This is a genomic window from Rhodococcoides corynebacterioides, assembly GCF_019834675.1.
Lineage (GTDB): Bacteria > Actinomycetota > Actinomycetes > Mycobacteriales > Mycobacteriaceae > Rhodococcoides > Rhodococcoides corynebacterioides_A.
In genome coordinates, this window is sequence record NZ_JABUBU010000003.1 from 126,757 (window position 1) to 139,853 (window position 13,097).

The following is a 13,097-nucleotide window of genomic DNA, read 5'->3' on the forward strand; positions in this document are numbered from 1 at the left end:
CTGCTACCCGACAAGGACTCTCGTGCCCGGACTCGCCCCCCAGCATCGCTCTCTCACCGGCCGCGCCACGATCGGTGACCAACTCCGTCGTCACGCCCGGACGCAGCCGACCAAGACCGCGTTCATCTCCTACGACGCCGACGGCACGAGAGACGTCACCACCTACGGCCAACTGGACAGCGCGGCCAACCGCTTCGCGAACGTCCTGCTCGGCCTCGGTGTCACGTCCGGTGATCGCGTGGCGTCCATGGCGCGCAACAGTATCGACGTCGTCATCGCCTATTACGGCACCCTCAAGGTCGGGGCCGCCTTCACGGGCATCAACGTTCTCTACCGCGACGCCGAGGTCCGTCATCAACTCGAGCACGCCGAGCCGACCGTCGTGGTGGCCGGTTCCGAGTTCGCCGACACGGTGCGCCGGGTCCTCCCCGACGGCACCACGCTGCTCACGTACGGGGACGACTGTGCGACGGCGATGGCGGACGCGTCCGACACCGAGCCCGACGTCGAGATGGACGAGAACGACATCGCGATGATGGTCTACACCTCCGGCACCGAGGCGGCGCCGAAGGGCGTGATGATCCCGCATCGCAACTTTCTGATCTCGACGGCGCCGGCCTGGAGCTGGGGTCTGCGTACCGGTCCGGAGGACACCTGGCTGTTCGTCATGCCGTTCCACACCATCGCCGGTCTGGGGTCGATGACCACCCTGACCCTGATGGGCGCCACGCTGGTGCTGCCGTCGAGCGTGGAACCGGCACGGTCGCTGCAGATCATCGCCGACGAGAAGGTCTCGGTCATCGCGCAGACTCCCACCTTCTACTTCGCGCTCGCGCGGGAGGCCACGTTCGGTCCCGACGCCGTCGGCCAGGTGCGTCGTTGCCTGACCTACGGCGGTCAGGTCTCCCCGCACACCATTTTAGCCTGGGCGGACGCTGCGCCCGAGGCGATCTGGGGCACGTACTGGGGACAGTCGGAGCTGTCCCAGCTCGGCTCGGTCGGCTGGTTCACCACGCTCGACGACATCCCGGACGGGGACCCGTCCTGGATCGGCAAGCCCGTCACCCACCTCGAGGTGCGCGTGGTCGACGCCGACGGCAACGACGCCGAGGTCGGCGAATTGCTCTGCCGGACACCGTCGGTGATGCTCGGCTACTTCAAGGACGACGAGCGAACCGCGGAGGTGTTCCGCGACGGCTGGGTCCACACCGGCGACATGGTGCGTCGCGACGCGGACGGCAACCTGTTCTTCTACGATCGCAAGAAGGACATGATCAAGTCCGGGGGAATGAACGTGTCGAGCCAGGAGGTGGAACGAGTGCTGCACAGCCACCCCGACATCGCCCGCGCTGCCGTTGTCGGCATGCCCGATCCGTATTGGTCCGAGGCCGTCACCGCCTTCGTCATCGCGGCCGACGGCGTGCACCCGGACGCCGACGCCGTCATCGAGTTCTGCCGGGCCGAGCTGGCGTCGTACAAGGCGCCGAAGTCGGTGCACGTGGTCACGGAACTGCCCGTCGACGCGCAGGGCAAGATTCTCAAGCGCGAGCTCCGCGCGCTGGCGGTGGCGCCGGAACCGGCGTGAGTACACCCGACGGTGATGCCGTCGTCCCCCGTGCCGTGCGGACCCTGCGGCGCAAGGAGGACATCGCGTCGCAGGCCGCAGCGATCTTCGCGCGGGACGGCTATGCGAACGTCGGGATGCGCGACATCGCGGATGCGGTCGGGATTCGGGGAGCCAGTCTCTACCACCACTTTCCGTCGAAGGAAGAGATCCTCTTCGCGATCTGCCTGACCGTCACGCGCGAGCCCGTCGAGGACAATCTGCCGCTGCTCGACGCGCCGGGCACCCCCACCGAGCGACTGTCGGCCCTGGTCCGCGCCCATCTGCACCACCTGACCCGGCGGCGGGTCGAGTACGTCGTCGGACTGCACGAACTGGCGTCGCTGCTCCCCGAGCACCGCGCGGCCGTCGAGGACTACCGTCGTCACTACCAGCGACGCGTGCGCGACGTGGTCGCCGCCGGCATGCGTACGGGCGAGTTCGGGGTGCCCGACGCCCGGATCGCCGCGTTCGCTCTGGTGGACATGCTCAACGGCATCAGTGCGTGGTACCACGACGACGGCGACCTGGGAATCGACGAGGTCAGCGACGCGTACGTCGATCTCGCCGTGCGTCGACTGCTGGGAGGTGTTCCGCGTGAGCGATGATTCGTCGGTCGAAGGACGTTGCGACGCAGCGTTTCACGACGTGGCCGAGGCGCTGCAGGCGAACCTCGCCTCCGGCGCGGAGATCGGCGCGTCGGTCGTGGTCGACCTCGACGGTGAGACGGTGGTCGACCTCTGGGGTGGGCACCGCGACGCCGAGCGCACGACGCCGTGGACCGAGGACACCGTCGTCAACGTCTGGTCCACCACGAAAACGGTCACCGCGCTGGCCACCCTCATGGTGATCGACCGCGGCCTCCTCGACCCTTATGCCCCGGTCGCGCGATATTGGCCCGAATTTGCTGCGGCGGGCAAGGATCGGATCGAGGTGCGGCACATCCTGTCGCACTCGTCGGGCGTCTCGGGCTGGGACCGCCCGATCTCCGTGCAAGAGCTGTACGACCACGAGTCCGCCGTCGCGAAGCTCGCCGCACAGGCGCCGTGGTGGGACTCCCGCACCACGTCCGGCTACCACGCTGCCTCGCAAGGGCATCTGCTCGCCGAGCTGATCAGGCGTGTCACGGGAAAGACGCTGTGCGAGTTCGTCGCCGACGAGATCGCCGGCCCGCTCGGCGCGGACTTCCAGATCGGGTTGCGCCCCGAGGACCGCGACCGCGTGGCCGACGTCATCGCCCCACCGCCCCCGCCGCGGGTCGACGTGCCCGACCCGGACAGGATCCGCATCAGAACCTTCGGTGGCCCGGTCGTGGCCCCGGATGCCGCCAACACCGACGACTGGCGCGCCGCCGACATGGGCGCACTCAACGGGCACGGCAACGCCCGGTCCGTCGCGCGGATGCTGTCCGCGATCTCGCGGGGCGGGGAGGTGGACGGGGTTCGCCTGCTGAGTCAGGACTCCGTCGACCTGGCCTTCGAGCGGCAGACCGACGGACCGGACCTGGTGCTCGGCATCCCCCTGCGCTTCGGCATGGGATTCGCTCTGCCCCACCCCGAGACGGTTCCGTACATCCCCGACGGCCGCATCTGCTTCTGGGGAGGCTGGGGCGGGTCCATGATCGTCATGCACCCCGAGTCGCGCCTCACCTTCTCGTACGCGATGAACAAGATGGGCAGCGGCATCATCGGGTCCGACCGGGCCGAACAGTACCTGCGAGCGACGTACTCGGCGCTGGCGAGGACAACGACGCGATGACCGCAGCGTGCGACTCGGGATAGTGGAATCCGAACCCCGCATTCCGGGGCTGAAAATCCACGATCGGCTCCTGTCGTAGCCCTCCCCTACTCTGCGCACACACCATCCTGGGGGGGGGAACCTATGAGTAAGAGTCAACGTCGGGCCAAGGCCGCGAAGCGCACCGCGGCTGGCCGACCGAAGCAACGAGCGGCACTGTCCTGGCCTGCGGTGCTGAAACGATTCGCCGAGTGGTTGCTGCACTCGGGCTGCACCGCGGATCCGTTGGCGGCCTATTCGACAGCGATGGCAGTCGACCGATCCAGCGCCGATCGCCGCATCGTCATCGCGGGGGCGGACCTACCGTTGGAAATGTTCGACAGGGACTTGTACGTCGAGGACTGCCTGCACACACCGTGGTCACCCGACGACACCGCCGATGCTCTCGCCTTGTTCGCGCGATTCGTTGTCGCCGAGCGTATGTCACCCAACCAAGAGGACCTGTTGACGGAGATGGTGGACTTCGACCCGGTGGTCCCGCCACGAACGGCACCTGTCCCGCCTCGGTGCACGGCACCCCTCGGTCCGACCACCCTGACATCGCATGTTCGACGGGTCGCGGCCTGGTGTGAGGACAACGGCAGCGTCCCCGACCCTCGCTTCGCACAGCCCAGCGCGAGCAGGCAGGTTCGCGATGCGATCTACCCGGCGCAGGACGACGAGAACGACGTCGTCAGCGGACTGCTGTCGACGCTGAAGTACTACGTCGTGGTCCAGACCGCGCTGGGAGCTGGCGTCCTCCGCCGCAAGGACCGCGCGCTTCGAGCCGGCGACGCGTTCGATCACTGGCTCGCAGAGCCGAGCGAGGAGTGGGGGCGCCGCAGTCTCGTAGAGGCCTATGTCGAATGCATGCGACCGGTGGTCGCCCTCCGTGACGCCCGGGAGAAGCAGTAGGTGAACGCAGCCTGCGACGCGCTGTGGATGGTCCTCGTTCGTTCCTTGGTCGGCGACGCTGCGTACAACGGCGAAGCGTTCGCCACGGGTGACGGCACCGACGGCACGAATGTGAGAGCGTGGCTGTCCGTGCGACTGTCCACGATGATCGACCTCGGACTGATCGTCCCGGTGAACGGGCAGATGTGTGTTCCGGACTCCCACGCGCCGGCCCTTCTCGACGCGCTCGATCGCGTTCGTCTCGACACCCCGGCGTCGGAGGGCGAGGCGGTCGCACTCACGTGACCCTGATCGTGGAATCTGGGACCCGCTTTCCGGGGTCCCGATTCCACGATTCGCCCACCCACGACAACGGCCCGCCCCCACGAAGGTGGGGACGGGCCGCGTCGCGGAAGCTTCTTACTTCCCTGCCGACTCCAACGCCTTGTTGAAGGTCTCGCTGGGACGCATGACCTTGGCGGTCAGGTCCCAGTCGGGGTAGTAGTAGCCGCCGATGTCCACGGGCTCGCCCTGGGCGTCGTTCATCTCCTTGACGATCGCGTCCTCGTTGTCCGCCAACGACTTCGCGAGCGGCGCGAAGTACTCGGCCAGCTCGGTGTCCTCGGTCTGGTTCGCCAGCTCCTGCGCCCAGTACAGGGAGAGGTAGAACTGGCTGCCGCGGTTGTCCAGCTCACCGGCAGCGCGCGAGGGTCCCTTGTTGTTCTCGAGCAGCTTGCCGGTGGCGGCGTCGAGGGCCTTGCCCAGGACGTTGGCCTTGCCGCCGGTCTTCTTGCCGAGGTCCTCCAGACTGACTGCGAGAGCGAGGAATTCGCCCAGCGAGTCCCAACGCAGGTGGTTCTCCTCGAGCAGCTGCTTGACGTGCTTCGGCGCGGAGCCGCCGGCGCCCGTCTCGTAGAGGCCGCCGCCCGCCATCAGCGGAACGATGGAGAGCATCTTCGCGGAGGTGCCCAGCTCGAGGATCGGGAACAGGTCGGTGAGGTAGTCACGCAGAATGTTGCCGGTCGCGGAAATGGTGTCCAGGCCGCGGATCACGCGCTCGAGGGTGTACCGCATGGCACGCACCTGGGACATGATCTGGATGTCCAGACCCTCGGTGTCGTGGTCCTTCAGGTAGGTGCGGACCTTCTTGATGAGCTCGTTCTCGTGCGGGCGGTACGGGTCCAGCCAGAACAGAACAGGCATGCCGGAATCACGAGCTCGGTTGACGGCCAGCTTGACCCAGTCCTGGATCGGCGCGTCCTTCACGATGCAGAGACGCCAGATGTCACCCTCTTCGACGGTCTGGGTGAGGAGCACCTCGCCCGTCTCGATGTCGGTGATGTTGGCGGTGCCGCCCTTGGGGACCTCGAAGGTCTTGTCGTGCGAGCCGTACTCCTCGGCCTTCTGCGCCATCAGACCGACGTTGGGAACGGTGCCCATGGTGCGCGGGTCGAACTGGCCGTTGGTCTTGCAGAAGTTGATGATCTCCTGGTAGATCCGGGAGAACGTCGACTCGGGGTTGACGGCCTTGGTGTCCTTCGGCCGACCGTCGGCGCCCCACATCTTGCCGCCGGCGCGAATCATGGCGGGCATGGACGCGTCGACGATGACGTCGGACGGCGAGTGGAAGTTCGAGATGCCGCGGGCCGAGTCGACCATGGCCAACTCGGGCCGGGTCTCGTGGCACTTGTGCAGATCCTCGATGATCTCGTCGCGCTTGGTGGCGGGCAGCGACTCGATCTTGCTGTACAGGTCCGACAGGCCGTTGTTGACGTTGACGCCGAGCTCTTCGAAGAGGTCGTTGTGCTTGGCGAAGGCGTCCTTGTAGAACACCCGCACCGCGTGACCGAAGACGATGGGGTGCGAGACGCGCATCATCGTGGCCTTGACGTGCAGCGAGAACATGACGCCGGTCTCGTAGGCGTCCTGCATCTCGGCTTCGTAGAACTCGATGAGCGCCTTCTTGCTCATGAACATGCTGTCGATGACGTCGCCGTGCGTGAGCTCGACCTCGGGCTTGAGCACCAGGGTCTCGCCGTCGTCGGTGATCAGCTCCATCTTGACCTTGCGATCGCCCTCAACCACGGTCGACTTCTCGCCGTGGTAGAAGTCGCCGTGGCGCATGTGAGCGACGTGCGTGCGCGACGCCGGCGACCACTCACCCATGCTGTGCGGGTGCTTGCGGGCGTACTCCTTGACGGCCTTCGGCGCACGACGGTCCGAGTTACCCTCACGCAGAACAGGATTCACGGCGCTACCGAGACACTTGGTGTAGCGCTTGCGAATCTCCTCCTCTTCCTCGGTCTTCGGGTTGCCGGGGAACTCGGGGAGGTCGTAGCCCTTGTCCTGCAGCTCCTTGATCGCGGCGCGCAGCTGCGGCACGGAGGCGGAGATGTTGGGGAGCTTGATGATGTTGGTGTCCGGGTTCTGAGTCAGCCGACCCAGCTCGGCCAGGTTGTCCGGAACCCGCTGATCCTCGGGGAGCAGGTCGGAGAACTCGGCCAGGATGCGAGCCGCGACCGAGATGTCGGAGGGCTCGACGTTGATGCCGGCCGCACCCGCGAAGGTGCGGATGACCGGAAGGAACGCATGCGTGGCGAGCATGGGCGCCTCGTCGGTCAGGGTGTAGATGATGGTCGGCTGCTTGTCGCTCATGTCAGGACTTGCCTCGTTTTCCGTCGGTTCGACGTCGTCTGTTCCTTGTGGGTTCCGTGACAACTTTAGTCGCCCGCGTCCGTGCTGTGGCGACTGCGGTACGAGCGGGCAGATGTGGGCCGCGACATATCTGACCAGCGACGACGCCACCCGTCGCCGACCGCGATTCCCTACTGGCCGGTAACCGACCGTGACCGGCAGGAAGGCTCGTCGCATCGGCCATACTGGCGTCGTGGTCACGCCCGAGACGTCCCTCGATCACCCGGTGGCCGAATCGCTGCGCACCCGCCACGCGCACCTCGCCCGTCGTCTCGGCGACGCGGTCACGTACGACCCCGACGTCGCCACCTTCGCCGACGTCGGCACCGACTGGGCGGCCCTGGCCGAGTTGCTCGGGCCCGGCCGAATGGCCGACCTCTTCTCCTCGGAGGCGACGCCGCCCGCCGACTGGGAGCCGATGTTCGAGCTCCCCGGTCTGCAGCTGGTCTTCGCGGGGGACGTGCCCGCGGCGTCGTCGGTCCCGATCGTGGACCTCGGCGAGGCCGACTACCCCGCCATGCGCGCGTTGATCGATGCCACCAGGCCGGGGCCGTTCTGGCCGCGCACGCCCGAGCTGGGGACGTACCTCGGTGTGCGTGACGACGACGGCACGCTGGTCGCCATGGCCGGCGAGCGTCTGCAACCGCCGGGATGGACGGAGATCAGTGCCGTCTGCACCCTCCCGTCCGCGCGGGGGCAGGGGTTGGCCGGGGCGCTCGTCGGCGAACTTATCCGACGCATCCACGCCCGCGGAGATCGGCCGTTCCTCCATCTCGCGGCGGCGAACACGGCGGCGTTGCGGGTGTACGAGCGGCTCGGGTTCGTCCTGCGGCAGCGAGTGGTCTCCCGCGGTTTCCGCACACCGGGAGGCGATGCGTGACCCGCGTCGGCGGCGTCTTCGCCCTCCTGGCCGGGCTGTACTTCGCGCACGGTCTGCCCTTCGGCTTCTTCACCCAGGCGCTGCCGGTGGTGCTGAGGCAATCCGGGTACTCGCTGGTGACCATCAGCGCGACCGGGGTGCTGTTCGCGCCCTGGGCGCTGAAGTTTCTCTGGGCGCCGTACGTCGACCGCTACGGGACGCGGCGACGGTGGCTGGTCTCCTTGCAATGCGGGGCGGCCGTCGTGGCGCTGGTGCTGGCGTCGCTCGATCTGTCGTCGGGGCTGGCGTGGCTGTTCGTCGGCATCGCGGTGATCAATCTGCTGTCCGCGACGCAGGACGTCGTGACCGACGGGTTGGCCGTGCGGTTGCTCTCGGCCCGAGATCGCGGCGTCGGTAACGGAATTCAGCTGGGCGCGTATCGCATCGGCATGATCGTCGGCGGGGGCGTTCTGCTCTGGCTGTTCTCGCTCGCCGGATGGCGGGCGCTGTTCGTCGTCATGGCCGTGCTGATTCTGGTGTCGACGGTGCCCGTGCTGGCGTTGCGACGGACCCTCGAGTCCGCCGACGCCGCCCCGGTGGTCGACTCCTCCGCCGTGGGGCTGGCCGGGGCGTGGTGGACGCGGTTGCGACGGCCGGGGATCGTGGTGTTCGTCGGGCTGATCGTGGCGTACAAGTTCGGGAATTCGATGGGGTCGGCGTTGGTGGGCCCGTTCCTGTCTGACCTCGGATTGTCGCTGGGGCAGATCGCTCTGCTGGAGGGCGGTCTGGCGTCGGCCTCGGCGCTCGTCGGGGCGGCGCTCGGTGCGTGGTACGCCACGCGGTTCGGACGACGGCGTGCCCTCATGGTTGCCGGTATCACCCAGACCCTGGCCCTCGGCTTCTACGTCGCCGCCGCGCTCGGGGTGGGCGGGTTCGCGATGGTGGTCACCGCCAACGTCGGCGAGCACGTCTTCGGCGGGGCCGCGACGGTGGTGCTGTTCGCGCTGATGATGGACGCGTCCGAGCGCGCCTTCGCCGGCACCGACTACACCCTGCTGGCCTGCGCCGTCGTGTTCTCGCAGGGTGCGGCCGGGCTGGCTGCCGGGGTGGTCGGTGAACTCTTCGGCTACGCCGTGATGTTCGGGACGGGGTTGGTGCTGTCCGGGGTGGGGTGCGCGGTGCTGCTGACCGGGTTGCGACGGGGGTGGGGGCCGGCCGTGCTGCACCGGGAACCGGCTCGCGCTCCGTGAGTGTCGGACCCCTGTGTCACAGTGTCGCTCCCACGCGAGAACGGACCAGGGTCATGACGAACAACTTCCACAACAGCCCGAACTACGGGACCATCAACATCCACCAGACGACCGTCGGGTACGTGGTGCCGCAGCGCTCCTGGCCTCGTCGTCATCCGATCCTCACCCTGATTCTTGGGTTCTTCGCGCTCGGGTTCGTCGTGGAGTACTGGTGGCTCGCGCTGCTCGGCGCGGCCGTCTGGCTGGGCGTCCGGTCGTACCGGAAGCGCGAGGCAGGTCGCGAGCTCGCGCGGCAGGAGCAGATGCGTCTGATTGCCAGCGCGCACGCGCAGAATCAGGCGTTCCTGCAGGGCAACCAGTTCGGCACGCACGGGCACTTCCCGGTGGACGGCCGCTACATCCACCCGCCGCAGGGATAACGCCCGCGGCCCGGTCGATCCTCGGCGGGCGTCGCCTCGAACCACAGGCATGACCTCTGCTCCGGACGCCGTTCCGTCGTGGACCTTCGCCTCGGACGACCTCTTGACCCGCTACGTCGTGGTGACCGATGCGCGGGTCGACATGACCGGGTGGTCGATCCACTATCACCACGTCGACGGCCTGCCTGACTCGTCGCCGTTCGCGCCGGTGTCGGTGCGGGTCGAGCCGCCCGACGACTTCGTGTTCGACGACGACGGTGACACCCAGCTGTGGGCCGCCACCATCGAGGCGGCGGCGCTGCTCGACAGCTTCGTCTCGCCGGAGGGTCGCATCCTTGCGGTCGATCAGTGGGATGCGATGACGACGTGGCTCGTGGAGTCGATGCGCGACGAGGCGGCGGGGCTCATCATCGACCTGGGGCCGAACACCGAGATCCCGGAGGACGAGGTCGACGACATCGAGCTGGTCAACGCTCAACTCCACGTCCTCGACGACGGGTTGGTGATGGTGCGCCGCTCGCACCGCATCCTGCGGCAACTACGGCTGGTCGACCATGGCGTCGACGGACTCGTGCTCGACCAGTGGCACCACGACGAGACGTTCGACGACTGCACCAACGGCTACCTCTTCACCCGCGACCGCGTTCTCGCCGCGAGCGCCTGCGTCGCGTGGGTGCGGGATGCGGGAGGGGTGGAGGCGGCCAATCGGCTCGGGTGTTCGTTCGACTTTGCGGACGAGTTGCCACGCGGATGAGCATCTTCCGCACCTCCAGCAAGCGAGGTTCGAGCTACGGCCCTGGACACAGTCACGTAGTGGCGCCATAATGGCGCCATGCCGAGTGTGCAGATCAAGGGAGTTCCGGACGAGGTTCACGCAGTTCTTCGACGACGCGCAGCCGCGTCACACCAGTCCCTGCAGGAGTACTTGTTGGCACGATTGATCGCCGAAGCGACACGTCCGACTGTCGCCGAGGTCTTGGCAAGAACTGACGGGCGGTCTGGGGGTTCCCTCGACCCCGTAGAGGCGGCAGACGCAATCAGACTCGACCGTGATCGTCGTTGACGCGAGCGTGCTGGCCATCGCCCTCATCGACGATGGCCGGTCCGGTGGCACAGTGCGCCGAGACCTGTCGATGCAGGACCTTGCCGCACCCCACCTGGTCGACCTCGAATTCGCCTCTGTGCTCCGTCGACTCGTGGCATCCGGTCGACTCGGTTCGGAGCGCGCGGGCCAGGCCGTCCAAGACCTGACAGACCTGCCGATCCGTCGATGCGACCACGTTCCCCTGGTGCGGCGGTGCTGGGAGCTGCGCAACAACGTCACCGCTTACGACGCGTCCTATGTCACCCTAGCCGAGGCGCTGGACGTCCCGTTATGGACCGCCGATGCGCGATTGGCGGCGGCGCCGGGTGTCTCCTGCGCCGTCACCCTGGTGCGGTGACCCCAACTGCCGACGAGGCAGTAGGTGCCGCGCCTGACCGAAAGGACCTTGCGACCGCTTTCCCCGCCTCCACCAACCACCCCCGCGCCTCGTCCATCGCCGCGTCCGCCCCACCGGCCAAATCGGTCAGCGAGACCGCCGGCACGTCGGAGTCCACGTCCACCGCCCCAGCCACCACGACGACGGGAACGCCTGCTTCCGAACACATCTGGAGGACGTGCCCCACCAGCTTCCCCGTGAGCGACGTCCGATCGAACTTCCCCTCCCCCGTCACCACCAGGTCGGCGGGCGGCACCGCTGCGGCCAGGCCGGTCAGCTCGGACACCCGCTCCGCACCACCCGCGATGCGGGCACCGAGCGCAACGAGTCCGAAGCCCGTCCCACCGGCCGCGCCTGTGCCCGGCATCGACGGGTCGGCCGACAAGCCGGCGTCGTTCAGTAATCGCGCCCATCGCTCGAGCGCCTCGTCCATCACCGCGATATCATCGTTCGACGCACCCTTCTGTGGCCCGAATACCTGCGCCGCACCGTCGGTTCCGCACAGCACCGCACGCGTGTCGGTCAGCACCTCGACGTCCGACGGCACCCCCGCGAGTCCGGACACGTCGACCGACCGGGCGGCGACGAGTCCCGCCGCACCCTCCGGCACGTCGGCGCCGTCGGCGTCCAGCACGCGAACCCCGAACGCCCGCAGCACCCCGAGCCCGCCGTCCGTCGACGCCGAGCCCCCGAGCGCCACCGACACGCGGTCGCTCCCGCACGCCCGCAGCACCTGGCCAAGCCCGCGCGTCGAGGCCCCGAACGGATCCAGCTCCTTCATCAGCGCAATCCCCGACGACTCCGCCAGCTCCACCACCGCTCGACCGTCCGCCAGGGTCAGCCACCGCGCGTCGACGGGCCGCCCGTCGGGGCCGCACACGCTCGACGCCGCCGACCACGACGAGTCCGGCGAACACGCCGCCAGCACGTCGAGCGTCCCTTCGCCTCCGTCGGCCTGGGGCATCGCAACAAGGTCGTCGTCGCCGCGCACCGACGCCCACCCCTCCATCAATGCAGTTGCGGCGTCGACAGATCCGATGGTCCCCTTGAACGAATCGGGGGCGAAGAGCACTCTCATCCGACCGGCGCCGGCAGTACCAGATCGCGGTACCGCTGTTTCATCGTCTCGATCACCTGGTCCCCGTCCGTCGCCCACACCGCCGCGTTGAAGACTTCGACCTCGACGTCACCGCGGTAGCCGGCGTCGTGCACCCAGCGGCCAATGGTGCCGAAGTCGATCACTCCGTCGCCCATCATGCCGCGCGAGAGCGGCGGATCGCGAGCTCAGCGGTCTTGGGCCGCCCGGGTCGAGCGGGCATCTCTGCGCGCGCGCCTTGCAGCACGCGTCGGCTCTACCGCCGCGTTCGCTCAAGCGGAAGTCGACGTCCCGCGTTCCATATTGCGTGATCGACCTCCCATGCGGTGATCGTGGTATCACGTGGGGTGGAGTTGAGGCGCTCGACCACTCGTCGAATTACATGCGCCGCCTGTTCCGGATCGAGTCCCAATCGGTGGGACGCGAACCAGCGCAGCACCATTCGGTCCGGTTTCACACGTGAATTGTCGCCGACCAGCATCCAGAAATAACCCCGACGAATGCCATGAGACCCATCTCCGGGCACCTTCTTCAGATCGCACTCCACACGGTTGAACAGCGCAGGGTCGGCGATCGCGCGTCTGGCGTCGTCGATCGTATCGATTCCGTGGCTGACCAGGATTCGCGCGTACTCGAGCGCCGCCTCCGCCTTGAGGGCGCCCCCGCTGGTCGACGTTCGTTGCGTGTTCGTGCGTTTCGTCAGACTGTCGACGTCGTAGGTCCCTCGAAAGCGCTGAAGCGGGACGGGATCCTCCGACGCGGGTGCCGCGTTCGGGACAGAGGCTTCCAGGACTCCGAAATCGTCCGCCACCCGCTTCATTACCGGCACCACCGTCGAGTCGTAGCGCGATCCGATACTCCATACCGCGTCGAGAACACAGAACGTGACGCTCACCCATCGACGCTGCCGAGGTCTGGGCTCTAAAGCCGCGACAGCAGCGGTGACACGGTCGAGGTCGCCGTCCGATATCGATTCGCTCATATGGGCCATCGTGCATTCACCGAGCCGGTTGCACAGAGATTCC

The 13,097-nt window shown here is 67.7% G+C and carries 15 protein-coding genes; 11 read left to right on the plus strand and 4 right to left on the minus strand.

Annotated features, from left to right (window positions below):
* Positions 1–22 precede the first annotated feature (22 nt).
* The 5 genes from HQ603_RS07080 (at position 23) to HQ603_RS07100 (ending at position 4,579) form a co-directional block, all read left to right on the plus strand.
* Positions 23–1,585 (plus strand): class I adenylate-forming enzyme family protein, encoded by a 1,563-nt coding sequence (locus HQ603_RS07080; protein WP_222683839.1) that lies wholly within the window; start codon positions 23–25, stop codon positions 1,583–1,585.
* Positions 1,582–2,211, plus strand: a complete 630-nt coding sequence (locus HQ603_RS07085; RefSeq protein ID WP_222683840.1) for a TetR/AcrR family transcriptional regulator — start codon at positions 1,582–1,584, stop codon at positions 2,209–2,211. Before HQ603_RS07080 ends, HQ603_RS07085 begins: the two co-directional genes overlap by 4 nt.
* Positions 2,201–3,361, plus strand: coding sequence for a serine hydrolase domain-containing protein (locus HQ603_RS07090; protein ID WP_222683841.1), 1,161 nt, complete (start codon positions 2,201–2,203; stop codon positions 3,359–3,361). The genes HQ603_RS07085 and HQ603_RS07090 overlap by 11 nt, the downstream gene beginning before the upstream one ends.
* Before the next feature lie 264 nt (positions 3,362–3,625).
* Positions 3,626–4,294: a hypothetical protein gene (locus HQ603_RS07095; protein ID WP_222683842.1), complete on the plus strand. Its 669-nt coding sequence runs from the start codon at positions 3,626–3,628 to the stop codon at positions 4,292–4,294.
* The gene (locus HQ603_RS07100; RefSeq protein WP_222683843.1) at positions 4,295–4,579 is read left to right on the plus strand and encodes a hypothetical protein; all 285 of its coding nucleotides are present in this window, start codon (positions 4,295–4,297) and stop codon (positions 4,577–4,579) included.
* Between the two features lie 114 nt (positions 4,580–4,693).
* Here HQ603_RS07100 and HQ603_RS07105 read toward each other — a convergent pair whose 3' ends face one another.
* Positions 4,694–6,928, minus strand: coding sequence for an NADP-dependent isocitrate dehydrogenase (locus HQ603_RS07105; protein WP_222683844.1), 2,235 nt, complete (start codon positions 6,926–6,928; stop codon positions 4,694–4,696).
* Positions 6,929–7,160: 232 nt separating this feature from the next.
* Between HQ603_RS07105 and HQ603_RS07110 the strand changes: the two genes are divergently transcribed.
* From HQ603_RS07110 to HQ603_RS07130, 6 genes are all read left to right on the plus strand, one after another.
* A complete protein-coding gene (locus HQ603_RS07110) occupies positions 7,161–7,847 on the plus strand; it encodes a GNAT family N-acetyltransferase (RefSeq protein ID WP_308126396.1) in 687 nt (228 codons plus the stop codon).
* Complete coding sequence (locus HQ603_RS07115; RefSeq protein WP_222683845.1) at positions 7,844–9,076, plus strand: MFS transporter; 1,233 nt, start codon at positions 7,844–7,846, stop codon at positions 9,074–9,076. Before HQ603_RS07110 ends, HQ603_RS07115 begins: the two co-directional genes overlap by 4 nt.
* Positions 9,077–9,129: 53 nt before the next feature.
* Entirely contained in the window at positions 9,130–9,495 is a 366-nt protein-coding gene (locus tag HQ603_RS07120; protein ID WP_222683846.1) for a hypothetical protein, read from the plus strand.
* A gap of 49 nt (positions 9,496–9,544) precedes the next feature.
* Entirely contained in the window at positions 9,545–10,249 is a 705-nt protein-coding gene (locus HQ603_RS18855; protein ID WP_261773499.1) for a hypothetical protein, read from the plus strand.
* Between the two features lie 78 nt (positions 10,250–10,327).
* On the plus strand, positions 10,328–10,558 hold the full coding sequence (locus tag HQ603_RS19210; RefSeq protein ID WP_371831003.1) for a FitA-like ribbon-helix-helix domain-containing protein: 231 nt from the start codon (positions 10,328–10,330) through the stop codon (positions 10,556–10,558).
* On the plus strand, positions 10,545–10,937 hold the full coding sequence (locus HQ603_RS07130; protein ID WP_222683847.1) for a type II toxin-antitoxin system VapC family toxin: 393 nt from the start codon (positions 10,545–10,547) through the stop codon (positions 10,935–10,937). Before HQ603_RS19210 ends, HQ603_RS07130 begins: the two co-directional genes overlap by 14 nt.
* On the opposite strand, the gene HQ603_RS07135 is transcribed toward HQ603_RS07130, so the two are convergent.
* The 3 genes from HQ603_RS07135 to HQ603_RS07145 form a co-directional block, all read right to left on the minus strand.
* Entirely contained in the window at positions 10,921–12,054 is a 1,134-nt protein-coding gene (locus HQ603_RS07135; RefSeq protein ID WP_222683848.1) for a glycerate kinase family protein, read from the minus strand. The two genes, HQ603_RS07130 and HQ603_RS07135, sit on opposite strands and share 17 nt — an antisense overlap.
* Positions 12,051–12,233, minus strand: coding sequence for a hypothetical protein (locus tag HQ603_RS07140; RefSeq protein ID WP_261773500.1), 183 nt, complete (start codon positions 12,231–12,233; stop codon positions 12,051–12,053). The genes HQ603_RS07135 and HQ603_RS07140 overlap by 4 nt, the downstream gene beginning before the upstream one ends.
* Before the next feature lie 95 nt (positions 12,234–12,328).
* Positions 12,329–12,967, minus strand: coding sequence for a hypothetical protein (locus tag HQ603_RS07145; protein WP_308126397.1), 639 nt, complete (start codon positions 12,965–12,967; stop codon positions 12,329–12,331).
* Positions 12,968–13,097 lie beyond the last annotated feature (130 nt).

Coding starts and splice junctions, on each gene's coding strand:
- HQ603_RS07105 (WP_222683844.1), bottom strand. CDS start 6,928: ATGAGCGACAAGCAGCCGACCATCATCTACACCCTGACCGACGAGGCG.
- HQ603_RS07120 (WP_222683846.1), top strand. CDS start 9,130: ATGACGAACAACTTCCACAACAGCCCGAACTACGGGACCATCAACATC.
- HQ603_RS18855 (WP_261773499.1), top strand. CDS start 9,545: ATGACCTCTGCTCCGGACGCCGTTCCGTCGTGGACCTTCGCCTCGGAC.
- HQ603_RS19210 (WP_371831003.1), top strand. CDS start 10,328: ATGCCGAGTGTGCAGATCAAGGGAGTTCCGGACGAGGTTCACGCAGTT.
- HQ603_RS07135 (WP_222683848.1), bottom strand. CDS start 12,054: ATGAGAGTGCTCTTCGCCCCCGATTCGTTCAAGGGGACCATCGGATCT.
- HQ603_RS07140 (WP_261773500.1), bottom strand. CDS start 12,233: ATGATGGGCGACGGAGTGATCGACTTCGGCACCATTGGCCGCTGGGTG.